Source organism: Streptomyces sp. NPDC005393, from assembly GCF_040606675.1.
In the GTDB taxonomy this organism is placed as follows: domain Bacteria; phylum Actinomycetota; class Actinomycetes; order Streptomycetales; family Streptomycetaceae; genus Streptomyces.
In genome coordinates this window covers 75035-98864 of sequence record NZ_JBEXFG010000028.1, presented here as the reverse complement: position 1 = coordinate 98864, position 23830 = coordinate 75035, and the positions used below count along the sequence as shown (strand labels likewise).

Below are 23830 nucleotides of genomic sequence, written 5' to 3'. Positions count from 1 at the left end.
TCGACGCCGACGACCGGACCGGTGCGCGGGCGGACGGTGAGAACCTCACCATCAACCTCGACCACAAGGAGGCGTTCCGGCGCATCCTCGTCTTCGTGACCATCTACGAGGGCGCCCGCAGTTTCGCCGATCTTCATGCCGCGGTCACCCTGCAGCCGCAGTTCGGCGCCCCGGTCGACTTCTCGCTCGACGAGTGCACCGTCCCATCCCCGGTCTGCGCGCTCGCGCTCATCACCAACACGGGCGGCGATCTCGTCGTCCAGCGCGAGGCCCGCTATCTGGTGCCGGAGCGCGGCGTCAGCCCGCAGCGCACCCTGGACTACGCGTACGGGTGGGGCATGAACTGGACACCCGGCCGCAAGTGAGGCGACCGCGCGGGTGAGGCGGCCCGTGGCCGCCGTGCGGGCGGTCAGGGCGCTGTGTGGGCCGTCAGGGCGCTGTGTGGGCCCGTCAGGGCGCGGCGCTGGGGCGGGCGTACGTGCGCCCCTTCCAGGCCGCGCCCCGCCCCCGCCAGTGCTGCACCGCCGAGTCGACGGTCATCAGCAGATAGAGAAAGGCCGTCAGGGGCAGCAGCGGCGCGAGCCACAGGGTCTGCCGGTAGTAGCGCAGCATCGGGATGTACGTGGCGGCCATCAGGGCCCAGGCGGCGCCGCCCGCCGCGAGCAGCGCGGGGCGGCCCGTCAGCACCCCGGCGCACAGGGCGACGGGCGGCGCGAGATACACCACCGCGAGCCCCGCGACCGTCGCCACCAGCAGCAGCGGGTGGTGGCGTAGCTGGGCGTAGGCGCTGCGCGAGACCATCCGCCACAGCTCGCTCAGCCGTGGATACGGCCGCACGCTGTCGACCTGGTCGGCGAGCCCCAGCCAGATCCTCCCGCCGGACCGTTTCACCGCGCGGGCCATCGCCACATCGTCGATGACCGCCTGCCGGATGGCCTCCGGGACCCCGGCCCGCTCGGCCGCCTCCCGGCGCAGCAGCACACATCCGCCCGCGGCCGCCGCCGTGCGCGCCCGGGGCCGGTTGACCCACCGGAAGGGGTAGAGCTGGGCGAAGAAGTAGACGAACGCGGGCACGATCAGCCGCTCCCACCCGGTCGCCACCCGCAGCCGCGCCATCTGCGAGACCAGATCCAGATCCGCGTCCCGGGCGGCCCGCACCAACTCCCGCAGGGAGTCCGGCTCATGCGCGATGTCCGCGTCCGTCAGCAGCAGATACGTGACATCGCCGCCGTCCTTATGGCCGGTGGCGAGCGCCATACCGTGCCGTACCGCCCACAGCTTGCCGGTCCAGCCCGGCTCCGGCTCACCCGGGGAGTCGACCGTCAGCGGCAGCCCGCCGTACTCCTCGGCGAGTTCGCGGGCCAGCTTTCCGGTGCCGTCCGAGCTGCCGTCGTCGATCAGGAAGATCTCCGCGCGCCCCGGGTAGTCCTGGGCGAGCAGGGACGGCAGGCTCACCCGCAGGACCGCCGACTCGTCCCGGGCGGGCACCACGACGGCCACCGGGGGCCAGTCGCCGGGCTCCGGGGGCCAGTCGCCGGGCTCCGGGGGCCAGTCGCCGGGCTCCGGGGGGCGGTCGCCGGGCCCCTGGCGCGTGGCCTTGGGCAGTCGGACGTCCGTACGCCAGAAGAACCCCTGGCCCAGCAGCAGCCACACCCATGCGGCCAGGGCCGCGGCGGCGATCCACGTCAGCGCGCTCACCCGCCGCAGTCTGCCCGAAGGTGTGCCCGGCTGCCGGGCACACCTGACCAATCCATTAAGGTGACCGGGTGAAGATCGCGCTTATGGACTCCGGAATCGGCCTGCTGGCCGCCGCGGCCGCGATGCATCGACTGCGACCGGACGCCGATCTGGTCCTCTCCTCCGACCCCGACGGCATGCCGTGGGGGCCGCGTACTCCCGAGGACGTCACGGCCCGCGCCCTGGCCTGTGTCCGCGCCGCCGCCGCACACCGGCCCGACGCCCTGATCGTCGCCTGCAACACCGCCTCCGTCCACGCCCTGCCCGCGCTCCGCGCCGAGCTCGAGCCCGCGCTGCCGGTGATCGGGACTGTGCCCGCGATCAAGCCGGCGGCGGCCGGGGGCGGGCCCATCGCCATCTGGGCCACGCCCGCCACCACCGGCAGCCCGTACCAGCGCAGGCTGATCCGCGACTTCGCGGACGGCGTCGAGGTGATCGAGGTGCCGTGCCCGGGGCTCGCGGACGCCGTCCAGCGCGCCGACATGGCGGCGATCGACGCGGCCGTCGCCGCGGCGGCGGCCCGTACTCCGCGCGACATCAGGGCCCTCGTCCTGGGCTGCACCCACTACGAACTGGTCGCCGAGCGCATCCGGGCCGCCGTACAGCCGCCCGGCGCGCCGCCGATCGCCTTCCATGAGTCGGCCGGGGCCGTCGCCGCCCAGGCGCTGCGCCGGATCGGGGCCGACCCCTTCCCGCCGGACGCGGTCGCGCCGGCCGGAGGTCTCACGGTCATCCTCAGCGGGCGCGAGGCCGCCCTGCCGGAGGCTGCCCTGGCGTACGCCGAAGGCGGGCTCCTGGCGCCCGTCACCCCGGCGCGGGGCTGACCGGAACGCCCCGGACCAGCGGATTCGTCCGCCCCGCTGCCGTGGCGGGGGAACGTGAGTACGCTGCCAACCATGAGGCACCACGAGCACGGGAAGGCGACCGCGGACGGAGAGCCGCCCCCGGTCTGGACCGGGCGCGCGCACAATCGCGTGCAGTGGCTGCTGGCCGCCGCCGGCGCCGCGTGCCTGGCGCTCGGCGTCGACCTGGCCGTCGAATCGCCCTGGGGCTCGGGTCTCGCCCCGCTGCTGATGTCGGTCATCGGCTGCGTCGCCGCCGGTCTGCTGATGCTCTTCGGCACCCTCGCCTTCGTCCATGTGGCGGTACGGGTCGACGAGGAGGTCCTGGAGATCCGCTGCGGCCACATGGGCCTGCCGCGCCGCCGTATCCCTCTCAGCGATGTGGTCGACGCCGATGTCGCCCACAAGGTCACCCCCTGCCAATGGGGCGGCTGGGGCTACCGCTGGCGCCCCGAGAAGGGCACGGCGGTGGTGGTCCGCCGTGGCGAGGGCCTGGTGGTCCGCCTCGGGGACGGGCGCGTCTTCACGGTGACGGTGGACGACGCCGAGGCGGCGGCCCGAATCATCCGTGACCGCCTGCGGCTGATCGCGGCGCGCGCCTCGCAGGTCTGACCTCCGGCCCGTCCGGCGTCCAAGGCCCGAAGGATGCTCCGGGGCCCGGGGCAAGGCCCCGGTCACGGCTCCGTGCCGGCCTCCAGTCGGCGGGCCGTCGCCAGACCGGCCAGAAGGCCCGCGCCCGCCGTTATCTGAGGGAAGCTGAGCGCGTTGCCCAGGGACGACTCGATCGCCAGGGCTGTCAGGGCCGCCGCGGCCGTCAGCACGATCGGGGTGGCCCGGGGCGACCGCCAGAGGGCGTAGAGCATCCAGCCGAAGGCCGCGCCCAGCAGGACGACCCCCGGCAGACCCTGGTCGGCGGCCAGCTGGAGCGGGGCCGAGTGCGGGGTGGCCTCCGGGCCGGCGGACTGCGCGGCCGTGCGGCTCAGCTCGCCAAACCGGTCGGGCCCCGCACCCCGTACCGGACTCGCCTCGGCGATATGGGCCGCGTCCTGCCACAGCCGGATCCGGTGCTCGGTGAGCTGGGCCCGCAGCGCGGGCGGGAGGCCGCCCGGCACGGCGTCCTGCGCCACCGCCCAGCAGCCGCCGACGGCGACGGCGGCGATGAGCGCGAGCGTGACCAGGCCCAGCAGCCGCTGCCGCAGCCGGGCGGCGACGAGCGCGCACACCAGGACGCCACCGCTCGCCAGCCAGTCCGCATCGGAGCCGCCCACCGCGGCCGTCAGCGTGATCGCCACGGCCAGCGCCCACAGCGCGAGCCGGAGCACGGACTGCCGGGCGGCCCACGCCGCGCAGCAGGCGGAACCCGTGGCCAGCGTCCATTGCGCCGCGCCCAGGCCCTCATGGCCGGCGAGCCCGTTCAGAGTGGTGGTGCAGGCCAGGCCGAGCCCCGCGAGGGCGGCGCCGGTCGCCGCGGCGACCGGCAGCAGCGATCCGGCGATCCGGCCGCATGCGTAGCCGGCGGCGACCGCCAGTACGGCGAGCAGCACCCCCTCGGGGCGGGCCAGGCGACCCATGGCCGAGACCAGTGCCCAGACGGCGCAGCCGCCCAGTACCGCGGCGCCCGCGAGATCGGACGCGCCGCTGAGAGCCGGTCTGTCGTGGTCCCCTCTGCCGTGATCCTTTACGACAGGTCCCACCGCTGATGACGTCATCCCGTCGACCCCCCCGTCGTGACGGGCACCGCACGGCGACCTCGAGGCCGGGGTGCGGGCCATGACACCGGGAACGGTAGCGCTTGTGACGAGGTATGTGTATATGGTGCGCAGAAACGATGCGTCAGTGATGAAAACGGGGCCGGGTGTACGGAACGGCCGCCGGGCGCGCGCCCGGCCCCGCCCGATACCCTCACCGCATGGCGACCCCCGACTTCATCCGTGACCTCAGGGCCACCGCTGGCCATCAACTGCTGTATCTGCCGGGCGTGAGCGCCGTCGTCTTCGACGACGAGGGCCGGGTGCTGCTGGGCCGCCGGGCCGACAACGGCCGCTGGGCGATCATCTGCGGCATCCCCGAGCCCGGTGAGCAGCCCGCCACGGCGGTGGCGCGCGAGGTGGAGGAGGAGACCGCGGTGCGCTGTGTGCCCGAGCGCCTTGTCCTCGTACGGACCGTCGAACCGGTGACCTACCCCAACGACGATATGTGCCAGTTCGTGGACATCTGCTTCCGCTGCCGGGCGGTGGGCGGCGAGGCGCGGGTCAACGACGACGAGTCGCTGGATGTGGGCTGGTTCCCGCTTGACGCGCTGCCCGAACTGCAGGACTTCTCCCTGACCCGGATCAAGCAGGCGCTCGACGACGGTCCGGCATGGTTCGAACCCATCACCGCGGAGTGAAGTGTGTGCCACGCCCACATCGGTCCGGCCGCGGCCGCTGCCTAATCTGCCCCTCATGAGCGCGTCCACCACACCAGGCCCCGCCCCCCGGCCGCCCGCCGCCCTCGACCTCTCCGGCCGTACCGCACTCGTCACCGGCGCCGCCGGGGGCATCGGCCGGGCGTGCACGCTGCGGCTGGCCGCCGCCGGGGCGCGGGTACGCGCCGTCGACCTGGACGCCGAAGGGCTCGCCGATCTGGTCGCCGCCTCCGCCGCCGCCCCCGGCTCCGCCCCCGGCCGGGCGCCGGGCACGGTCGAGGCGTACGCCCTCGACCTGACCGACCTCGACGCCGCCGAGCGGGCCGCCGAGGGCGCCGACATCCTGGTCAACAACGCCGGACTCCAGCTCGTCCGCCCCATCGAGGACTTCCCGCCCGAGGTCTTCTCCCGTGTGCTCACCGTCATGCTGGAGGCCCCGTTCCGGCTGGTGCGCGGCGCGCTGCCGCGGATGTACGCGCAGGGCTGGGGCCGGATCGTCAACATCTCCTCCGTGCACGGGCTCCGCGCCTCCCCGTACAAGTCGGCGTACGTGGCCGCCAAGCACGGTCTGGAAGGGCTCTCCAAGGTGGCCGCCCTGGAGGGCGCCGCCCATGGGGTGACTTCCAACTGCGTCAACCCCGGCTATGTGCGCACCCCGCTCGTCGAGCGGCAGATCGCCGACCAGGCCGAGGCCCACGGGATCTCCCCGGAGCGGGTCGTCTCCGAGGTCATGCTGGCCGATTCGGCGGTCAAGCGGCTGGTCGAGCCGGAGGAGGTCGCCGAGGCCGTCGCGTATCTGTGCGGTCCGCACACCTCCTTCGTCACCGGCGCCTCGCTCAGCATGGACGGCGGATGGACCGCCCACTGAGATGGACGGCCCACTGAGTGGTCACTTGGCTCAGCCACCGGACCGCCTGCCCGGCCGTCCGACGGCTGGCGCCCGCGCCCCTGGCCGGAGTATGCCTGTGCCCATGCCCGAGGATCAGCCGGAGACCCCGTATCTGGAACTGCTCGCGCGCGGCGCGCCCGCCGAGGCGTACGAGCGCCCGGTGCTGCGCGCCCGCGCCGACAAGGCGCCGGCCGACCGGCTGGCGGCCCTGGAGCGCGCCAAGCTGCTCGCCCTGCGGGTACGCGGTGAGCTGGAGGGGCGCAGGCGCCGCGAGGCCGAGCTGTCCGCGCTCTTCGAGACCGCCCACGACCTCGCCGGGCTGCGCGATCTGGACGCCGTACTCCAGGCCATCGTCCAGCGCGCCCGTTCGCTGCTGGGCACCGAGGTCGCCTATCTGACGCTCAACGACCCGACGGCCGGTGACACCTATATGAGGGTCACCGACGGCTCGGTCTCCGCCCGCTTCCAGCAGCTGCGGCTCGGCATGGGGGAGGGGCTCGGCGGTCTGGTCGCCCAGACCGCCCGCCCGTATGTGACCGAGAACTACTTCGACGACCCGCGGTTCCAGCACACCCGCACCATCGACGCGGGCGTCAGCGACGAGGGCCTGGTCGCCATCCTCGGCGTGCCGCTGCTGCTCGGCAGCGGCGTCATCGGCGTGCTGTTCGCGGCCGACCGCCGGGCCCGGGTCTTCGAACGCGAGCAGATCGCGCTGCTCGCCTCCTTCGCCGCCCATGCGGCCGTCGCGATCGACACCGCCAATCTGCTCGCCGAGACCCGTACGGCGCTCGCCGAGCTGGAGGCCGCCAACGAGATCATCCGGGCCGGCAGCGGCGTCATTGAGCGGGCCTCCGAGGTCCATGACCGGCTGACCGAGCTGGTGCTGCGCGGCGGCGGGGTGCATGACGTCGCCGCCGCCGTGGCCGAGGTGCTGAGCGGGTCCGTGGAGTTCGTCGAGGCCGATGAGGCACCCGCGGCCGCCGTGGACCGTTCGCGGGCCGACGGTCACGCGGTACGGCACGAGCAGGACTGGGTCGCCGCCGTCTCCGCGGGCGGCGAACTGCTCGGCGCGCTCGTCCTGCGCGGCCACCCCCGGCTCGACCCCGTGGACCAGCGCACCCTGGAGCGGGCCGCGATGGTCACCTCGCTGCTGCAGCTTGCCCGCCGCTCGGCGGGCGAGGCCGAACAGCGGGTGCGCGGCGAGCTGCTGGACGACCTTCTCGACGCACCGGACCGCGAACCGCGGCTGCTGCGGGAGCGCGCCGCGCGGCTGCGGGCGGATCTGGACGCGCCCCATGTGGTGCTCGCCGCGTCCGTCGACGCGGCCGGCGCGCCCGCCGAGGACGCCGCCGACCGGCAGCGGCTGTGGTCCGCCGCGTCCCATCTGGCGGTCACCCGGCACGGACTGGCCGCCGCGCGCGACGGCGGCACCGTACTCCTGCTGCCGCTCGCCGATGGCGACAGCGCCGACGCCCTCGCCCGCCGGACCGCCCGGCAGCTCGGCACCGCCGTCCACACGGCGGTCACCGTCGGCGCCTCCGCGCCGGTCCGCGCCCCCGCCGCCCGGCCCGGTGAGGTCGCCTCCTCCTACGCCGAGGCACGGCGCTGCCTCGCCGCGCTGCGGGTGCTGGGACGGGCCGGCCAGGGCGCCGCCGCCGAGGACTTCGGCTTCCTCGGCCTCCTGCTCGCCGGCACCCGCGACGGCGCCCCGGACGGCACCCGCGTCCAGGACTTCGTGACCCGCACGATCGGGGCGGTCCTCGACTACGACGAGCGGCGCGGCACGGATCTGGTGCGCACCCTGGACGCGTACTTCGCGAGCGGGATGAGTCCGGCGCGTACGAAGGACGAACTCCACGTGCACGTCAATACGGTGGCGCAGCGGCTGGAGCGGGTGGCGCGGCTGCTCGGTCCCGACTGGCAGTCGCCCTCCCGCTCCCTGGAGATCCAACTCGCCCTGCGGCTGCACCGCTTGGCGTCGGCGGTGGTCCACCACTGAGAGGGCCGTGCCCCGCGGACGCCGGGGCGCCCAAGGTCCCCGGGGCGTGGACGCGGCGCCCACGCCCCGGGGCGGGCCTGCCGGGGCCTACGAGGCCGAGGCCGAGCGCGGGGCGGGGTCCGGGGCTTCGGCCGGGTCCGGCGCGGTGCGCGGGGCGGGGGACGTGGTCGGCTGGATATCGGCCAGGTCCCGTTCGCGGGTCTCCTTGGCGGCGCCGACCGCCACCAGGGTCAGGAGCGCCGCCGCGATGACATACAGGGCGATGGGGGTCGCGCTGTGGTGGTCGGCCAGCAGCGCGGTGGCGATCAGCGGGGCGGGGGCGCCGGCCGCCACCGAGGAGAACTGGGCGCCGATCGACGCGCCCGAGTACCGCATCCGGGTCGCGAACATCTCGGAGAAGAAGGCCGCCTGGGGCGCGTACATCGCGCCGTGGAAGACCAGGCCGACCGTGACCGCGAGCAGCAGCGCCCCGAAGTCCTCCGTGTCGATGAGGGCGAAGAACGGGAAGGCCCAGGCGCCCACGCCCGCCGCGCCCAGCAGATAGACCGGACGGCGTCCGATACGGTCCGACAGCGCGCCCCAGGCGGGGATCACCGCGAAGTGCACGGCGGAGGCGATCAGTACGGCGTTGAGCGCGGTCTGGTTGTCGAGGCCGACGTGGCCCGAGGTCGCGTAGACGAGGACGAAGGCCGTGATGACGTAGTAGCTGATGTTCTCGGCCATCCGGGCGCCCATGGCGACCAGCACATCGCGCCAGTGGTGGCGCAGGACCGCCACCAGCGGCATCTTCTCGGCCGGCGCACTCCGGTCGGCCGCCTTACGGGCCTCGGCCTGGGCCAACGCCGCCTTGAAGACGGGTGATTCATCGACAGAGAGACGTATCCACAAGCCGACCAGCACCAGCACGCCCGAGAGCAGGAACGGCACCCGCCACCCCCAGGACAGGAACGAGGCGTCCGAGAGCAGGGCGGTCAGCGCGGAGAGCACACCGGTGGCCAGCAACTGCCCGGCGGGGGCGCCGGTCTGCGGCCAGGAGGCCCAGAAGCCGCGCCGTCGCGCGTCCCCGTGCTCGGACACCAGCAGCACCGCGCCGCCCCATTCGCCGCCGAGCGCGAAGCCCTGGATCAGCCGCAGTACGGTGAGCAGGACGGGCGCGGCGAAGCCGACCGTGGCATAGGTCGGCAGCAGCCCGATGGCGCAGGTCGCGCCGCCCATCAACAGCAGACTCAGGATCAGCAGCTTCTTACGGCCGAGCCGGTCGCCGTAGTGGCCGAAGACCAGGGCGCCCACCGGCCGGGCGGCGAAGCCGACCGCGTAGGTCAGGAACGACAGCAGGGTGCCGACGAGCGGATCGGAGTCCGGGAAGAAGAGCTTGTTGAAGACGAGCGCGGCGGCCGACCCGTAGAGGAAGAAGTCGTACCACTCGATGGTGGTGCCGATAAGGCTCGCGGCGACGATACGCCGCAGGGAGCTGGGGGTGGTCGGGGGAGAGGAGGCCGGTGAAGCCGGGGCAGCCATGGTCACCACTTCCGAGCGCGGGGACGGATTTGTGTCGCCACACCGTAGAAATGCGCAAGTCAGCTCGGATATGTAGGCGGACTACACACTTCGCCCGCCCACTGTGGTGCCGGAGGGGGCCAACAGGGCCGGCAAAACTAGTCGGGACGCCCCGTCCGCGGCCGCCGAGCCTTGCCGAGCTGGTGCATGACGACGCCGAGCTGATCGGCGGTGAGCGACGGGGCCGGGAGCGGGCGGGCCCCGTCGGGGCGGAGGCCGTCCAGCAGCAGGGCCAGATAGCGGCGCCAGGCGCGCGGCGCTGCGGTGGCCGAGCCGGGGACGGCCCGGCCGAGCGCGGCCAGCAGGAACAGCAGGTCCTCCGCGGTGAGGTCGTCCCGTACGGCGCCCTGCTTCTGGGCGCGTCGCAGGAGGGCGTCGATGGTCTTGGCGTTCTCCTCGCGGAGGGCGTCGAGCGAGGGGACACCCTGGATGCCCGTGGTCATCAGGTCGTTGGTGCCCCGGTCGCCGGCGAGCAGCCGGAATATGCGCTCCAGATAGGCGGTCAGCCCGGCCCATGCGTCGGTGCTCGACCTGGCGTCCTCCGCGGCCCGCAGAATGTCCTTCAGGGAATCGCCGAAGACCGCTTCGATGAGTTCGGCCCGGCCGGCGAAGCGCCGGTAGAGGGTGGCGCTGCCGACCCCGGCCCGGCGGGCGATGTCATCGAGGGGTGCGTCCACACCCTGATCCGCGTAGATTTCCCGGGCGGCTGCTATCAGCATCTCCCGGTTGCGTTGCGCGTCCCGGCGCAACGGTGTCTCTTTCTCCACACGGCTGCCCATGGCGCGCAACCCTAACATTAACCGGGGAAATCTCTCCGGTTAGGGATCTCCCTCGCCAGGCCCGTAACTCCCGTCCGGGATCTGTCGGCACCGCATACCCCCGGTGCGGCTGAGCACGCCGAACGGACCGCGGTGGGCCTCCACCGCGGTCCAACGGCCCTCGTCTCAGCGCGGTTCCGGCACCATGTGCAGCGGGCCGGCGGTGAGGCTCATCTGCGGCCTTGGCCGGATCTTCGTACCCGGGAGGGGGCGCATCCGCCAGCGGGACGCGATGGCGGCCAGGGCGAGTGTCGCCTCCGTCATGCCGAAGACATCGCCGATGCACTTGCGGCTGCCGCCACCGAACGGCAGATACGAGCCGCGCGTCACGTCCTTGGCCCGCCCGGGAAGCCAGCGGTCGGGGTCGAAGGACTCCGGCTCGGGGAAGAGACCGGCGTGGTGATGCAGCACATAGGGGCTGATCAGCACGTCGGATGCCGGGGGCAGCCGCCGTCCGCCGAGCTGTGTGGACTCGGTGGTGGTCCGGGTGAAGAGCCACGCGGGCGGGAAGAGCCGCAGCGCCTCGGTGAAGACCCGCTGGGTGTAGCCGAGCCGGGGTATGTCGGCGTAGACGGGGGCCCGCCGGCCCAGCACTTCGTCGACCTCGGCATGCAGGGCGGCCTCGGCCCGGGGATCGCGGCCGAGCAGGAACCAGGCCCAGGTGAGCGCGGAGGCCGTGGTCTCGATGCCGGCCAGCAGCAGCGTCATGACCTGGTCGTGGATCTCCTGGTCGGACATCTTGCCGCCGGTCTCGTCGTCCCGCGCGGCGAAGAGCGCGGACAGCACATCGCCGCGGTCGCCGTCGGCCGCCCGGTAGTCGCCGATCATCCGGTCGACCAGCCGCCGCAGCCGGGACAGCGCGTCCTCGAAGCGCCGGTTGGCCGCGATCGGGAGCCTGGCGAGGAGCCCGGTGGGGTCGATGGCCTGCCGGTAGGCGCCCTCCACGACGACCGGCAGACAGTGCTGGATCTCGGCGACGGCATGCGGTGCCATCTCGGTGGAGAAGAGCGCACGGGCCGTCACCCGCGCGGTGAGCGCCAGCATCGCATGGCTGACGTCGAGGGCCCGGCCCGCCCGCCACGACTGCGACTCGGCCTCGCATTCGCGCTCCATCACCTCCGCGTAGGTGGCGATCCGGGCGGTGTGGAAGGCGGGCTGCACCAGCCGCCGCTGCCTGCGGTGGTCCGCCCAGTCGGAGGTGATCAGGCCGTTGCCCAGGATCGGCCGGGCCTTCTCCTTCACCGGACCGCCGGTGTCGTAGACCCGCGCGTTCACCAGCACCTGCTGGACCAGCTCCGGATGGCAGGGCAGATAGGCGCGCCGGGGTCCGAGCCGTAGCTCGACCAGATCGCCATGGGCGGGCAGGGAGGCCAGGAACTGAAGCGGCCGGCGGCCCATGAGCAGGGCATGGCCGATCAGCGGAAGCCCGCCGGGGGCGGTGGCGAACCTCCCGTCGTGCGTCGCCGTGTGCTGCGCGGTCCTCATGAGGAGACGTCCTTCGCTCGCGAGTGATGGGGGGTACGGAAGGATGGGGGTACGGAAGGTACGGGGCCCGGCCCGTGCGGCGGCGCCCTTACGGCGGGCGCGCTCAGCGCGGCGCGCACACCATGGGCAGCGGTCCGGGTTCCAGCGTCGCCTTGGGCTCGGGCCGCAGCGTCGTGCCGGGCACCGGACGAAGCCGCCACCGGCTCGCGATCGTGGCCACGATCAGGGCGGTCTCGGTGAGGGCCAGCACATCCCCGATGCACTTGTGGCTGCCCGCGCCGAACGGGAGCAGCGCCCCGCGCGGCACCTCCTTGGCGCGATCGGCAAGCCAGCGCTCCGGGTCGAACCGCTCGGGGTCGGGGAAGAGCTCGGGGTTGTGGTGCAGCGCCTGGGCGCTGTAGAGGATCATCGTGCCCGCCGGGAGCGTCCGGCCGCCGAGTTCGGTCTCGGCCGCCGTGACCCGCATGGACATCCACGAGGGCGGATACAGCCGCAGCGACTCGGAGATGACCCCGCGGGTGTACTCCAGCTTCGGCAGATCCTCGAAGGTGGGCGAGCGGTCGCCGAGGGCCTCGTCGATCTCGGCGTGCACCCGCGTCTCGGCCTCGGGGTGGGTGCCGAGGAGATGGAAGACGAAGGCGAGGGTCGAGGCGGTGGTCTCGCTTCCGGCGACCAGGAAGGTGACCACCTGGTCGAGGATCTCGCGGTCGTTCAGGCGCGCTCCGGTCTCCGGGTGTTCGGCGCGCAGCAGCGTGGAGAGCAGATCGCCGTGGCCGGCGCCGGAGCGCCGGCGGTCGCTGATCATCCCGTCGACGATCTGCCGCAGCCGGGCGTTGGCCCGGTCGTAGCGCCGGTTGCCCGGGGTGGGGAGCTTCTCCATGATGCCCAAAGGCGCCATGGTGCGCTGGTAGATGCCGTGCGAGACGATGCGCAGACAGTGCCGCGCCTCGTCGATCGTCGCCTCGTCGACCCCGGTGGAGAACAGCGTCCGCGCGGCGACCCGCATCAGCAGGGCGTGCATGGTGTCGCTGAGGTCCAGGGTCTGCCCCGCCCGCCAGGAGCCGATCGCCGTACGGGTGTCATCGGCGACCGCGGCGGTGTAGTCGGCGATGCGCTGGATGTGGAAGGCGGGCTGGATCGTCCGCCGCTGATAGCGGTGGTCCTCCCCCCGGGAGACCGAGAGGCTGTTCCCGAGCAGCTGCCGCGCCTTGTCGAAGACGCCGCCCTTGTCGAAGACGCGGGGGTTCAGCAGCACATGGCGGACCAGCTCGGGATGGCAGACGAGATAGGCGCGGCTGGGGCCGATCCTGACCTCCACCACATCACCGTGGGCCGGCAGGGAGGTCAGGAACGGAAGCGGGCGGCGCCAGAGCGCGAGGGTGTGGCCCAGCAGTGGCACCGCTCCGGGCGCGGTGCCGCTCGACCAGGGACGCGCCGGCTGTTCGGAGGTCTTCGCGGGAGTCACGGTCCCCGTTTCCTTAACTGATGCGGGAGTTGACGTCGTTGACGGCCGCCTTGTACCGCTTGTTGCTGGCGGTCCAGATGAAGTTGCCGTAGAGGAGATCCAGGAAGACGTCCTGGGAGACCTGGTCGAACGCCTTCATGCATGCGATGTCTTCCACCATGTCGTCCAGCCTCGCCTGGAAGAACTCTTTGAAGGCCCTCTCGTCGGTCACATCGCAGAGCCGGAAGCAGTTGGTGATCTGGCCCAGCGCGACCTCGCGGTCATAGGAGTAGAAGTCATTGACGATGGTGAGGCCGCGGGTGGTCATCCGCGCCGCGAGGCTCGTCTTTGCGTGCTCGGTGAACTCCGGGTGCCGGTAGATCGGGTACGACATCTTCATCCAGAAGTCGACACCGATGTCCGTGACCCGGAACCGGAAGTACTGTTCCGGGGAGGTGGTGCACAGCGCCGCCTTGATGGGCGAGTCGCGGAACATATGGTCGCTGGTGACGAAGGCGCGAGCCGCCTCGTACGCCACCTCCGCGTCCTCGGCTCCGTAGTACTTCTCGCAGACCCGGCGCAGTTCGGGCAGGAAGAGATCGAAGTCGTGCAGCGCGGGATCCATGTCGTCCCACACGAAGGTCACACAGTTCAGGACGCAGACGGCTTTGAACGCTTCCCTGTCCTTGATGTGGCGCGGGCTCTGGGACCACAGCACGACCCCCATATAGGAGATCCAGCGCTCATCGGAAACGGTCGTTCCAAGGGGGGCCACCGCCGTGTTGCAGTCCGCTATGACCTCGCGGAGTTCGGTGTCGGTCAACTCGACCACGGTGGGCCGGGACTCGACATGCCGAGTGAACATCTCCTGGAAGCGGCGGGTGCACTCCTCCAGGTAAGGGCGCACGCTGTGCCCGCTGAGGTCCCGGGCACCGGCTGGGGAAAGGTCAGTGGTCATGAGTTCCTCACAGTGGCCATGCGGGCGATCTGCTGCAGCGCGTTGACCGCGTCCGCGGTGAAGGGGGCGTCGGCGAGAGCCCGCAGAGCCTGGTGCCGACGGTCGTCGATCATCTGCTCGACGGCTTCCCGGGCGGTGGTGGCGGCGAAGATCTCCTGGATGATCGCGGCGTCCTCCTCGTCCAGCAGCGGATCGCCGATCAGCCTGCGCAGCCGCTCGGCCTGGACGCTGTCGGCGCCGCGCAGGGCCAGGGCGATCAGGGTGGTGTTCTTGCCCGCCCGCAAATCGTCCAGCTGGGACTTTCCGGTCGACTCCGGATCGCCGTACACGCCCAGCAGATCGTCGCGGAGCTGGAACGCCTCGCCGAGCGGGAGGGCGTAGGCGGTGAAGGCCTCCATGGCCCGCGCGTCGGCGCCCGCGATGGCGGCTCCGACGTGCAGCGGGCGCTCGATGGTGTATTTGGCGGTCTTGTAGCGGTTGACCGTGAGCGTGGCCTCGACATCGTCGGTCAGCTCGCCGGTGGCCCGCAGATCGAGGTACTGGCCCAGCATCACCTCGGTGCGCATCTCCGAGAGCAGCGGAAGGACGGCGCCCAGCTGCGTGGGGGTCAGCCCCGCCGAGTGCAGGATCTCGTCCGACCAGGCGAGGGCGAGGTCGCCGAGCAGCACCGCGCCGCTGACGCCGAACCGCTCGATCTGGTCCGGCCTCCGGTCGGCGGCGCAGAGCGCGGCCAGGGTGCGGTGGATGGTCGGCCGGCCGCGCCGGGTGTCGCTGTCGTCCATGACGTCGTCGTGGATGAGCGCGAAGGCATGGAACATCTCCAGGCAGGCGGCCACCTGGACCACGGCCTCGGTGTCCTCGGCGCCGCCGACGGCCCGCCAGCCCGTGACACACAGTAGGGGCCGTATGCGCTTTCCGCCCGAGAGGAAATCCTTGAGCAGTCCGGAAAGATACGGCAGATGGTGCTGTGGAGTGGTGCGGGCCTTCCTCGTCAGAAACTCTTCGAGTGCGATGTCCACCGACTCGCGGACGGCGTCCGTATCCAAGGGGCCGGGGATGAGCGTGGGTGTGGCCATGAGACTGACTCCTCCACGTCGAACTGTCGAAATCGTGTGGTCAAGAAGAGGAAAAAGGCATGCGGAAACCGTTGGATCGGGTAAAGGCGGATTGTTGGTTTGCGCGCCATGTGGGCACGGTCAATGCGGGTGCGCAAGAGAAGTGGGTGGCCGGTCCATCGGCCGATACGCCGACGCTTCGCGGGTGTGCGCGGTCGGGGCGGATCAGGGGCCAGGTGACCGTCGCGGTCAGGTGGCTACCGTGCGCGGAAGGTCCGCCGGGCCGCGGTGCTTTCCCGGCTTTCGCGACACCTGGTGGTTACCGTCGGTTCGATGGGTGTCAGGTGTGAGCGGGCCCGCATGAATGCGCCCATGAATTTCCCCCTGAATGCCGTGCTGGTCCCCCCACTCGGACGCCAGCAGTCTAGTCACAAGATCGACGGATCCGGAAGCCCGTTCTGCCCATCCGGACAGAGCCCACAACGGGGCGACTCGCCCCGTACGCGCGGAGTATCAGCGAAATAAGCCGCCACCCCACTGGGTTCGGGGATTCGTTGAAAACCGAACGGGGCCCTGCCTTCATCGGCAGGGCCCCGTGGGAATGGGAATAGTGCGGTGGCTCAGACCTTGCGGTACTCGTACGCCTCCGAGGCCGCCTGGGCGACCGCGTCCACATCCGCCCCGGTGGAGGCGGTGACGACAGCCGCCACCGCGCCCTCCACGAGCGGCGCGTCCACCAGCCGGGTGCCCTCGGGCAGTTCATCGCCCTCGGCCAGCAGCGCCTTGACGGCCAGTACGGCGCTGCCCAGGTCCACCAGGACCGCCACGCCCGCGCCCTGGTCGACCCCGTGGGCCGCCTCGGCGATGAGCTCCGGGCTGGTGCCAAGGCCGCCGTCCGGATTGCCACCCGCGGCGCGCACGGGCGCGGTGCCCCCGCCGGCCAGCCCCGTGGCCAGCTGGGCGACCGAATCGGCCACCGCCGCGCTGTGCGAGACCAGGACTATCCCGACCCGCTTCTCCTGGTCGTCGCTCATCGGGCCGCCTCCGCGAGCGCCGCGATGATCATGGCCGACGAGGTGGCGCCCGGGTCCTGGTGCCCGACGCTGCGCTCACCCAGATAGCTGGCCCTGCCCTTGCGTGCCAGCATCGGCACGGTGGCCAGCGCGCCCTTCTCGGCCGCCTCGCCCGCCGCCGTGAAGGTCCCGGTGCCGGCGCCCAGTGCCTCGACCGCGGGGATCAGGGCGTCCAGCATGGTCTTGTCGCCGGGCGCGGCGCCGCCCAGCTGCGCGACCGCGTCGACGCCGGCCCGCAGCGCGTCCGAGAGCTGCTGTGGGGTGACCTCCTCGGCGTCGCCGAGCGCCTTGCCCGCGCGCCGCAGCAGCGTCCCGTACAGCGGCCCGGAGGCGCCGCCCACCTTGGAGATCATCTGGCGCCCGGCCAGGATAAGCGCGGCCCCGGGGGAGCCCGGCGGCTCCTTGTCCAGCGCGTCCGTCACGGCGGCGAAACCGCGCTGCATATTGGTGCCGTGGTCGGCGTCGCCGATCGCGGAGTCCAGATCGGTGAGCCGGGCCGCCTCACGGGTCACGGACGCGGCCGCGGCGGTGAGCCAACGGTGGAAGAAGGGGGTATCGAGCACGTGTTCGACGGCGGATTCACTGCTGGACACGGACGCCTCCTCAGTCGATAACAACGCAGACAGCGTACGTAGCGGGGGACGGCCCGGGTCAGCAGCCCCACCGCAGCCCGGCGGTCCGTACGGGCGCGTCCCACAGCCGCAGCAGATCCTCGTCCACCTGGCACAGTGTGATCGAAGCGCCCGCCATGTCGAGTGACGTGACGTAGTTGCCGACGAGCGTACGTGCCACGGCCACCTGGCGCTCGCCGAGCACTCGGTGCACCTCCGCCGCGAAGCCGTACAGCTCCAGCTGCGGGGTCGCCCCCATGCCGTTGACCAGCAACAGCACCGGACTGTCCGGGCGCAGGTCCTCCAGCACCACGTCCACCGCGTAGTCGGCGATCTCGCGGGAGGTCATCATGGCCCGCCGCTCGCGCCCCGGCTCGCCGTGGATGCCCACGCCCAATTCCAGCTCCCCGGCGGGAAGGTCGAAGGTGGGGCCGCCCTTGGCGGGCGTCGAGCAGGGGCTGAGCGCGACACCGAAGCTCCGCGAGGAGTCGTTGACCCGGCGGGCGATCGCCTCCACCCGCTCCAGCGGCGCGCCCTCCTCGGCCGCGGCGCCCGCGATCTTCTCCACGAATAGGGTCCCCCCGGTGCCGCGCCGGCCCGCCGTGTAGAGGCTGTCGGTCACCGCCACGTCGTCGTTGACGAGCACCTTGGCGACCGTGATGCCCTCGTCCTCGGCGAGCTCGGCCGCCATGTCGAAGTTGAGTACGTCGCCGGTGTAGTTCTTGACGATGAACAGGACGCCGTTGCCGCTGTCCACGGCCGCCGCCGCGCGCACCATCTGATCCGGCACGGGGGAGGTGAAGACCTCGCCGGGGCAGGCCGCGTCGAGCATCCCGTGCCCCACGAAACCGCTGTGCAGCGGCTCATGCCCCGAACCGCCGCCGGAGACCAGCCCCACCTTGTCGGCGACCGGCGCGTCCCGCCGGACGATCACCCGGTTCTCGATGTCCACGGTCAACTCGGGATGGGAGGCGGCCAGTCCGCGCAGGGCGTCGGCGACCACGGTCTCGGCGACGTTGATCAGCATCTTCATGAAAGGGTCCGTCCTCCACCGGATGGGGGCTGTGCACCGCTGCAACAGCCTACGGATCCGGAGCGTTCATGGCACCCCTTGAGCGCTGAGCCGAACGGCCTAATAGGCCGAAAAAGGTACATAGATATCATATGGTGCGCGCATGGAGAATACTGCCGCACCGGCGGCCGCCGCCCCCCGCCCGCGCCCGCTTCCTCCACAGCCGCAGCGGTACCGGCTCCCCGCGCCCTGGCTCGGGCTGGTCGCCGTCGGGTACGCCGTCGTCCAGCTCGCCGTGGTGATTCCGCACACCGGGCACGCGCTGGGCTGGGACGAGTCCGTGTATGTCTCCCAGGTCGACCCGCGCACCCCGCCCGCGTACTTCAGCGCACCCCGCTCGCGCGGCATCAGTCTGCTGGTCGCGCCCATCGTGGCCGCGACCTCCTCCATCCCGGTGCTCCGGATACTCCTCATGGTGCTGTCCGCGGGCGCGCTCTACGCCGCCTTCCGCGTCTGGACCCGGCTGCTGCCCCGGGGCACGGTCGCGCTCGCCGCGCTGCTCTTCTCCGGGCTGTGGATCACCCAGATCAGCGGGCCCGCGGTGATGCCGAACCTCTGGGTGGCGCTCGGCGCGGTGGCCGCCGTCGGCTGGTTCCTGCGCGTCCCCGACGAGCGCAACGCCCGCTGGTGGCTCGCCGCCGTCCTCGCCGGCGTCACGCTCATCCGCACCCCCGACGGGGCCTGGCTGGGACTCCCGCTGCTCGCCGGCGCGGCGTTCGTACGCGCCTGGCGGCCCGCCCTGCCCACGCTGGTGGGCGGGCTGCTGCTGGGCGCCGCCCAGTGGATCGGCGAGGCCTACGACCGCTTCGGCGGCATCCGCGGGCGACTGAACGTCTCCAGCGACGTCGAGGGCGGCATGGGCCTCCACTTCAGCGTGGGCGCCGCGCTGCGCAGCCTCAACGGGCCGCAGCTGTGCCGCCCGTGCGAGGTGCCGCTTCGCCATCCGGAGCTGACCGTATGGTGGCTGGCGCTGCCGGTGCTGACCCTCGCCGCGGTCTCCGTCGCCCTGCGCGACCGCCATGAGCTGCGGACCCGGGTGCGGGTGGGGCTGGGGCGGCCGGGCTACCGCCGGCCCCCCTGTGTGCCGCTGACCGTGCTGCCCATCGTCTGCGCCGGTGCCCTCGCCGTTCCCTATCTGCTGCTCATCGACTACTCCGCGCCGCGCTTCCTGATGCCCTCCTACGCCCTGCTGGCGCTGCCCATCGCCGGGCTCGTCCTGCGCGCCGTACGCGGCGCGCGGTCGCCCCAGCATCTGGCCGTCGCGCTCGGAGTGGTCATCACGCTCCAGCTCGTCAGCCAGCTCGCCGTCCTCGGGCATGCCGCGGCGAGCACCGACACCACCACCGGGCGCTACCGCACCGCCGCGAAGGCGCTGCAGCGGCTGGGGCTGCGGCCGCCCTGTCTGGTGGTCGGGGACCGCGCCCTGCCCGTCGCCTACCACGCGGGCTGTGCCTCCGCCCAGACCAGCGGGAACAACCGGTCCACCACCGTGCCCGCGCTGCTGCGGCGCGCCACCCATGAGCCCACCGCGCTGCTCACCCGGCGCGACCAGGCCCGGCCCCCGGCCTACGCCCGTACCTGGGTCGCGTATCCGCTCCCCGGCACCGAGTGGAGCGCCCATCTGCCGCCGGATCAGGCGCGGGAGATGGAAGCGGAGAAATCCCGACAGGAGATGTCCGGTAACGGCGCCAGTATGGGCGCCATGCCGATGTCCACGACCACCAGCTGGGCCGGATTCCAGGCCGCCGAGCCCGGCTTCGCCGCCTTCGCCCAGGGCCGCTTCCAGGGCTACCGCCACCATGTGCTGGCCACCCTGCGCCAGGACGGCTCGCCGCGCGTCACCCCGCTCGAAGTGGACTTCCGCTTCGGCGAGTTGTGGCTCGGCATGATGCCGGACTCGCGCAAGGCGCTCGATCTGCGCCGCGATGCGCGGTTCTCCATCCAGGCCAACCCCGGTCCGGACGCCGGGATGGCCGAGGGCGACGTACGGGTCAGCGGCCGGGCCGTGGAGGTGACCGACCCCGAGTCGCTCACCCGCTTCGCCGAGGCGGTCCGGCCGCCCGAGCCCTTCCAGCTCTTCCGCGCCGAGGTGACCGAGGTGGTGCACACCGCCGTGGAGGGCCAGGACCTGGTGCTGCGGACCTGGCGCCCGGGCGGGCCGGTACGGGTCGTACGGCGGGGCAGCGACGACAGCCCGCCGCGCGTGGAGGGGAGTGAACAGCGGGGCTGACGACCGGGTCCACGGCCCTTCCGTATTGGTGGAACACGTTCTACCGTGCCCCTCGATCCCAGGACGCTCCCAGGCCGCCGCGCGGCGCACGCGAGTGAAGGTGCTCAACTGGCAGATGGTCGACGCCCTCCAGCGCGAGACCCTGACCCCGCAGGACGCCTCCGCCCTCAAGGCGTGCGGATCCGAGGCCCGCCGGGACGCCTGCGCCTGGCTGATGGAGGTCGTCGGCGCGGCGGGCCCGCTCAAGGAGGTCTCGGCGGGCGCGGTGCTCCACGGCGAGCTGGAGCGCGGCTATCGCAGCAGCGTCGTCTTCACCTTCGGCGGCGGCATCCACGAGGTGCAGCGGGAGATCATCTCCTGGATCGGCCTGGGCATGCCGAGGGTGCGCCGCTGAGCCGCCGGCGGGCCGGGGATAGCCTGGCCGCAGGAGGTGGTGGCCATGGCGGCGGCTCTACGGCCCGGTTCGTCCGACGTCGACGCGGGGCTCTTCGGGCCCCGGTCGGTCACCTGGCAGATGCACGGCGACCCGATGATGTGGATCGCGGGCGTACGCGCGCTGTACCTCCAGGCGCTGCATCCGCTCGCGGTGCGCGGCGTCACCCAGAACTCCGACTTCCGCAAGGACGCCTGGGGCCGGCTGATCCGCACCGCCCGGTTCGTCGCCACCACCACCTACGGCACCATCGAGGCGGCGGAGCGGGCCGGCGCCAGGGTCCGTTCCATCCACCGCAGGCTGTCGGTGACCGACCCCGTCACCGGCATCCGCCGCGGCGTCGACGAGCCCGAGCTGCTGTTGTGGGTGCACTGCGCCGAGATCGCCTCGTATCTGCATGTCGTACGGCGCTCCGGCTTTCCGCTCACCGACGCCCAGGCGGACTCCTATGTCGCCGAGAACGTCGTATCCGCCCGGCTGGTCGGCCTCGACCCCACCGATGTACCGGCCGATACGGCGGCGCTCGCCGCGTACTTCGAGAAGGTGCGCCCCGAGCTGGCCGACACCCCCGAGGCACGTGAGGTCGACGCCTTTCTGCGCAGACCCCCGGTTCATGCCGCGCTGGTCCCGGCGCGTGAGGTGATCTGGGGGCGCTTCGCCGCGCTCGCGTATGCGTCCCTGCCTCCGTACGCCCATGAGCTGTACGGGCGTCTCGCGCCCGCTCCCGCCGTCGTCACCCGCCGTCTGAGGGCGACGGGCAGGGCGTTGCGCTGCATCCCCCCGAAGGTCCGCTGGCAACTGCCTTCCAAGCACATTCTGCGGGCCGTCGAGCGAATCGGTCCCGGTAGTCGTCCCTCGCCCTACAAACTCCGCAGAAACGCGGCCATACTGGACAGCGGGGACGGGCCGGGGGCGGCGTGGCGCGCGGCCGGCATCCACGGGGGCGGCGGGAGGGAGCACCTTCCGCCGGAGGCAGGGGGAGAATGGCGGACACCAGGCTGATCCAGGGCCGGTACCGACTGCTCGACCTGATCGGGCGCGGGGGAATGGGCGAGGTGTGGCGGGCGCGTGACGAGTCGCTCGGCCGGCGCGTCGCCGTCAAATGCCTCAAGCCGATGGGGCCGCAGCACGACCAGTCGTTCACCGGGGTGCTGCGCGAGCGCTTCCGCCGCGAGGCGCGGGTGGCCGCGGCGCTGCAGCACCGCGGGGTGACCGTGGTGCATGACTTCGGCGAGCACGAGGGCGTGCTGTATCTGGTCATGGAGCTGCTGGAGGGGCGTAACCTCAGCCAGCTGCTGGAGGACAACAAGCACCATCCGCTGCCGGTCCCCGATGTGCTCGACATCGGCGGGCAGGTCGCCGCCGCCCTCGCCTACACCCATGATCAGGGCGTCGTGCACCGCGATCTCAAACCCGCCAACATCGTGCGGCTGGCCGACGGCAGCGTGAAGCTCTGCGACTTCGGGATCGCCCGTCTCGGCCATGACGTCGGCCTCTCCTCCCGGCTCACCGGCACCGGCATCGCCATGGGCACCCCGCACTACATGTCGCCCGAGCAGATCGCGGGCGGCTCGGTCGACCATCGCAGCGATCTCTACTCGCTGGGCTGTGTGCTCTACGAACTGGCCACGGGCGTGCCGCCGTTCGACCTCGACGACGCCTGGGCGATCCTCGTCGGCCATCGCGACACCCCGCCCGCCCCGCCGCGCCGGCACCGCCCCGAACTCCCCGAGCGGTTCGAGCGCGTGGTCCTCGATCTGCTCGCCAAGGCCCCGGAGGGGCGGCCGCGTGACGCCGTGGACCTCGCCGAGCGGATCGCCCTGGCGCGGGCCGCCCGGCAGCCGACGGCACCGCCCTTCCCGGAGACCCGTGGGGGATTCGGGGCCACCGGCCCGCCGGCGCCGCGCCTCCCGGCCTGGGCCCGCCGTATGACCACCGGCTCCAAGGCGAGCGTCACCGCCTGCGGGATCCGGCAGGCCACCCCGGCCGACCCGGCCGCGGCGCTCACCGGAGCGTGGACCGGCGGCCCGGCCCCGCGCCCCGCGCCACCGCCCGAAGCGGCCGCCCGGCTCGCCGGCCGGCACAGCGCCGCGCTGGTCCTGGGGCGGCTGGGCCGCTGGGAGGAGGCGGCCGACGCGCACCGCGCGGTCGCCGCCGAGTGCGAGCGCCTCCTGGGCCCCGACCACCCCTCCGCACTGACCAGCCGCTATGAGATCGCCTTCGCCCTCGGGCTGCTGGGCCGCCCCGGTGACGCGCTGCGGGAGTACGAGCGGGTCGCGGCGGGCCGCGAGCGGACGCTGGGCCCCGGCCATCCGGACACCCTCGCCGCCCGGCAGGAGACCGCGTTCGCCCTGGGCTGCCTCGGCCGCTACGCCGGGGCCCACGAGGTCTATACGGCCGTGCTCGCCGTCCGCGCGCGCACCATGGGCGCCGACCATCCGGACACCCTGCGCTGCCGCCACAACCTCGCCTTCAACCTGGGCTGTCTGGGCCGGCTCGACGACTCGTACCGCATGGCGCGCGAGGTGGCCGCCGCCCGCGCCCGGGTGCTGGGCCCCGACCACCCCGACACCCTGGTCAGCCGGTACGAAGTGGCGTACGCCCTCGGCCGGCTGAACCGCTGGGACGAGGCGCTGCGGACCTACCGCGAGGTGGCCGCCGCCCGCGCCCGGGCGCTGGGCCCCGACCACCCCGATACCCTCGCCGCCCGCTATGAGGCCGGCATCAGCCTGGGCCGGCTGAACCGCGGCGCGGAGGCCCTGACGGTCTACCGCGCCCTCGTGGACGACCGCACCCGCGTCCAGGGCCCCTCCGACCCGGAGACCCTGCGCGCCCGCCACGGCCTCGGCGTCAACCTCGGCCGCCTGGGCCGCTGGGAGGAGGCCCTGACCGAGGCGCGTGACGTCTGCGCCCTCCGCGAGCGCACCCTGGGCCCCGACCATCCGGACACCCTCGTCAGCCGTCGCGAGATCGCCGTCGCCCTCGGCTGGCTCGGCCGCTGGTCCGACGCCCTCGCCCAATACCGCCATGTGGCCCGCGCCCGCACCCGCGTGCTGGGCCCGGACCACCCCGACACCCTCACCAGCCGCGGCGACGAGGCGCACTGCAGGGAGCAGCTGGGCCGCCCCCAGCCGGCCGCGCCGCCCGAGCCGCCGCGCCGGGTGGCGGTGCCGCACCAGCGGCAGGGATGATCGCCGAGGCCTGGCCCTGGCGATCACGG

The 23830-nt window shown here is 72.8% G+C and carries 19 protein-coding genes and 2 pseudogenes; 10 read left to right on the top strand and 11 right to left on the bottom strand.

Going from position 1 to position 23830, the window contains the following annotated elements; translation table 11 throughout:
• Positions 1-365, top strand: a pseudogene (locus ABZS71_RS22595) (Tellurium resistance); the annotation flags it as partial.
• Between the two features lie 85 nt (positions 366-450).
• On the opposite strand, the gene ABZS71_RS22590 reads toward ABZS71_RS22595, so the two are convergent.
• A complete protein-coding gene (locus ABZS71_RS22590; RefSeq protein ID WP_356212857.1) occupies positions 451-1698 on the bottom strand; it encodes a glycosyltransferase in 1248 nt (415 codons plus the stop codon).
• Between the two features lie 68 nt (positions 1699-1766).
• Here ABZS71_RS22590 and ABZS71_RS22585 point away from each other — a divergent pair, with 68 nt between their 5' ends.
• Complete coding sequence (locus ABZS71_RS22585; RefSeq protein WP_356212854.1) at positions 1767-2561, top strand: aspartate/glutamate racemase family protein; 795 nt, start codon at positions 1767-1769, stop codon at positions 2559-2561.
• Positions 2562-2633: 72 nt separating this feature from the next.
• Positions 2634-3191, top strand: coding sequence for a hypothetical protein (locus ABZS71_RS22580; RefSeq protein ID WP_356212851.1), 558 nt, complete (start codon positions 2634-2636; stop codon positions 3189-3191).
• Positions 3192-3253: 62 nt separating this feature from the next.
• On the opposite strand, the gene ABZS71_RS22575 is transcribed toward ABZS71_RS22580, so the two are convergent.
• On the bottom strand, positions 3254-4273 hold the full coding sequence (locus tag ABZS71_RS22575) for an O-antigen ligase family protein (protein ID WP_356212848.1): 1020 nt from the start codon (positions 4271-4273) through the stop codon (positions 3254-3256).
• Between the two features lie 215 nt (positions 4274-4488).
• On the opposite strand from ABZS71_RS22575, the gene ABZS71_RS22570 reads away from it, so the two are divergent.
• The 3 genes from ABZS71_RS22570 to ABZS71_RS22560 all read left to right on the top strand — a co-directional run bounded on the left by ABZS71_RS22570 (position 4489) and on the right by ABZS71_RS22560 (position 7874).
• Positions 4489-4968: an NUDIX domain-containing protein gene (locus ABZS71_RS22570; RefSeq protein ID WP_356212845.1), complete on the top strand. Its 480-nt coding sequence runs from the start codon at positions 4489-4491 to the stop codon at positions 4966-4968.
• 55 nt (positions 4969-5023) lie between these two features.
• Entirely contained in the window at positions 5024-5854 is an 831-nt protein-coding gene (locus tag ABZS71_RS22565) for a 3-hydroxybutyrate dehydrogenase (protein WP_356212842.1), read from the top strand.
• 103 nt (positions 5855-5957) lie between these two features.
• Positions 5958-7874: a GAF domain-containing protein gene (locus ABZS71_RS22560; RefSeq protein WP_356212839.1), complete on the top strand. Its 1917-nt coding sequence runs from the start codon at positions 5958-5960 to the stop codon at positions 7872-7874.
• 87 nt (positions 7875-7961) lie between these two features.
• On the opposite strand, the gene ABZS71_RS22555 is transcribed toward ABZS71_RS22560, so the two are convergent.
• The 9 genes from ABZS71_RS22555 to dhaK all read right to left on the bottom strand — a co-directional run bounded on the left by ABZS71_RS22555 (position 7962) and on the right by dhaK (position 17908).
• Positions 7962-9392 carry an MFS transporter gene (locus tag ABZS71_RS22555; RefSeq protein ID WP_355848653.1) on the bottom strand — a complete coding sequence of 477 codons (1431 nt, stop codon included), beginning with the start codon at positions 9390-9392 and terminating at the stop codon, positions 7962-7964.
• A 137-nt stretch (positions 9393-9529) separates the two neighbouring features.
• Positions 9530-10210, bottom strand: a complete 681-nt coding sequence (locus tag ABZS71_RS22550) for a TetR family transcriptional regulator (RefSeq protein WP_355848650.1) — start codon at positions 10208-10210, stop codon at positions 9530-9532.
• Positions 10211-10375: 165 nt separating this feature from the next.
• Complete coding sequence (locus ABZS71_RS22545) at positions 10376-11734, bottom strand: cytochrome P450 (RefSeq protein WP_355848647.1); 1359 nt, start codon at positions 11732-11734, stop codon at positions 10376-10378.
• A gap of 103 nt (positions 11735-11837) precedes the next feature.
• Positions 11838-13199, bottom strand: coding sequence for a cytochrome P450 (locus tag ABZS71_RS22540; RefSeq protein ID WP_356212835.1), 1362 nt, complete (start codon positions 13197-13199; stop codon positions 11838-11840).
• A gap of 13 nt (positions 13200-13212) precedes the next feature.
• The gene (locus tag ABZS71_RS22535) at positions 13213-14136 is read right to left on the bottom strand and encodes a terpene synthase family protein (RefSeq protein ID WP_356212832.1); all 924 of its coding nucleotides are present in this window, start codon (positions 14134-14136) and stop codon (positions 13213-13215) included.
• On the bottom strand, positions 14133-15212 hold the full coding sequence (locus ABZS71_RS22530; RefSeq protein WP_356212829.1) for a polyprenyl synthetase family protein: 1080 nt from the start codon (positions 15210-15212) through the stop codon (positions 14133-14135). The genes ABZS71_RS22535 and ABZS71_RS22530 overlap by 4 nt, the downstream gene beginning before the upstream one ends.
• Positions 15213-15811: 599 nt before the next feature.
• A complete protein-coding gene (locus tag ABZS71_RS22525) occupies positions 15812-16225 on the bottom strand; it encodes a PTS fructose transporter subunit IIA (protein ID WP_355848634.1) in 414 nt (137 codons plus the stop codon).
• Positions 16222-16827 (bottom strand): dihydroxyacetone kinase subunit DhaL, encoded by a 606-nt coding sequence (dhaL, locus tag ABZS71_RS22520; protein ID WP_356212870.1) that lies wholly within the window; start codon positions 16825-16827, stop codon positions 16222-16224. The genes ABZS71_RS22525 and dhaL overlap by 4 nt, the downstream gene beginning before the upstream one ends.
• An 88-nt stretch (positions 16828-16915) precedes the next feature.
• On the bottom strand, positions 16916-17908 hold the full coding sequence (gene dhaK, locus ABZS71_RS22515; protein WP_356212827.1) for a dihydroxyacetone kinase subunit DhaK: 993 nt from the start codon (positions 17906-17908) through the stop codon (positions 16916-16918).
• Positions 17909-18050: 142 nt separating this feature from the next.
• Between dhaK and ABZS71_RS22510 the strand changes: the two genes are divergently transcribed.
• The 4 genes and pseudogenes from ABZS71_RS22510 (at position 18051) to ABZS71_RS22495 (ending at position 23801) form a co-directional block, all read left to right on the top strand.
• Positions 18051-20177 carry a pyridoxamine 5'-phosphate oxidase family protein gene (locus ABZS71_RS22510; protein WP_356212824.1) on the top strand — a complete coding sequence of 709 codons (2127 nt, stop codon included), beginning with the start codon at positions 18051-18053 and terminating at the stop codon, positions 20175-20177.
• Positions 20178-20241: 64 nt separating this feature from the next.
• Positions 20242-20571, top strand: a pseudogene (locus ABZS71_RS22505) (acyl-CoA dehydrogenase family protein); the annotation flags it as partial.
• 45 nt (positions 20572-20616) lie between these two features.
• Positions 20617-21612, top strand: coding sequence for an oxygenase MpaB family protein (locus ABZS71_RS22500; protein WP_356212821.1), 996 nt, complete (start codon positions 20617-20619; stop codon positions 21610-21612).
• Positions 21594-23801, top strand: coding sequence for a serine/threonine-protein kinase (locus ABZS71_RS22495; RefSeq protein WP_356212818.1), 2208 nt, complete (start codon positions 21594-21596; stop codon positions 23799-23801). The genes ABZS71_RS22500 and ABZS71_RS22495 overlap by 19 nt, the downstream gene beginning before the upstream one ends.
• Positions 23802-23830 lie beyond the last annotated feature (29 nt).

Bases quoted from the DNA above. Each gene is read 5' to 3' on its own strand.
- ABZS71_RS22525 (WP_355848634.1), bottom strand. From the start codon at position 16,225: ATGAGCGACGACCAGGAGAAGCGGGTCGGGATAGTCCTGGTCTCGCAC.
- ABZS71_RS22500 (WP_356212821.1), top strand. From the start codon at position 20,617: ATGGCGGCGGCTCTACGGCCCGGTTCGTCCGACGTCGACGCGGGGCTC.
- ABZS71_RS22560 (WP_356212839.1), top strand. From the start codon at position 5,958: ATGCCCGAGGATCAGCCGGAGACCCCGTATCTGGAACTGCTCGCGCGC.
- ABZS71_RS22565 (WP_356212842.1), top strand. From the start codon at position 5,024: ATGAGCGCGTCCACCACACCAGGCCCCGCCCCCCGGCCGCCCGCCGCC.
- dhaK (WP_356212827.1), bottom strand. From the start codon at position 17,908: ATGAAGATGCTGATCAACGTCGCCGAGACCGTGGTCGCCGACGCCCTG.
- ABZS71_RS22555 (WP_355848653.1), bottom strand. From the start codon at position 9,392: ATGGCTGCCCCGGCTTCACCGGCCTCCTCTCCCCCGACCACCCCCAGC.
- ABZS71_RS22550 (WP_355848650.1), bottom strand. From the start codon at position 10,210: ATGGGCAGCCGTGTGGAGAAAGAGACACCGTTGCGCCGGGACGCGCAA.
- ABZS71_RS22510 (WP_356212824.1), top strand. From the start codon at position 18,051: ATGGAGAATACTGCCGCACCGGCGGCCGCCGCCCCCCGCCCGCGCCCG.
- ABZS71_RS22580 (WP_356212851.1), top strand. From the start codon at position 2,634: ATGAGGCACCACGAGCACGGGAAGGCGACCGCGGACGGAGAGCCGCCC.
- ABZS71_RS22570 (WP_356212845.1), top strand. From the start codon at position 4,489: ATGGCGACCCCCGACTTCATCCGTGACCTCAGGGCCACCGCTGGCCAT.
- ABZS71_RS22545 (WP_355848647.1), bottom strand. From the start codon at position 11,734: ATGAGGACCGCGCAGCACACGGCGACGCACGACGGGAGGTTCGCCACC.
- ABZS71_RS22530 (WP_356212829.1), bottom strand. From the start codon at position 15,212: ATGGCCACACCCACGCTCATCCCCGGCCCCTTGGATACGGACGCCGTC.
- ABZS71_RS22535 (WP_356212832.1), bottom strand. From the start codon at position 14,136: ATGACCACTGACCTTTCCCCAGCCGGTGCCCGGGACCTCAGCGGGCAC.
- ABZS71_RS22495 (WP_356212818.1), top strand. From the start codon at position 21,594: ATGGCGGACACCAGGCTGATCCAGGGCCGGTACCGACTGCTCGACCTG.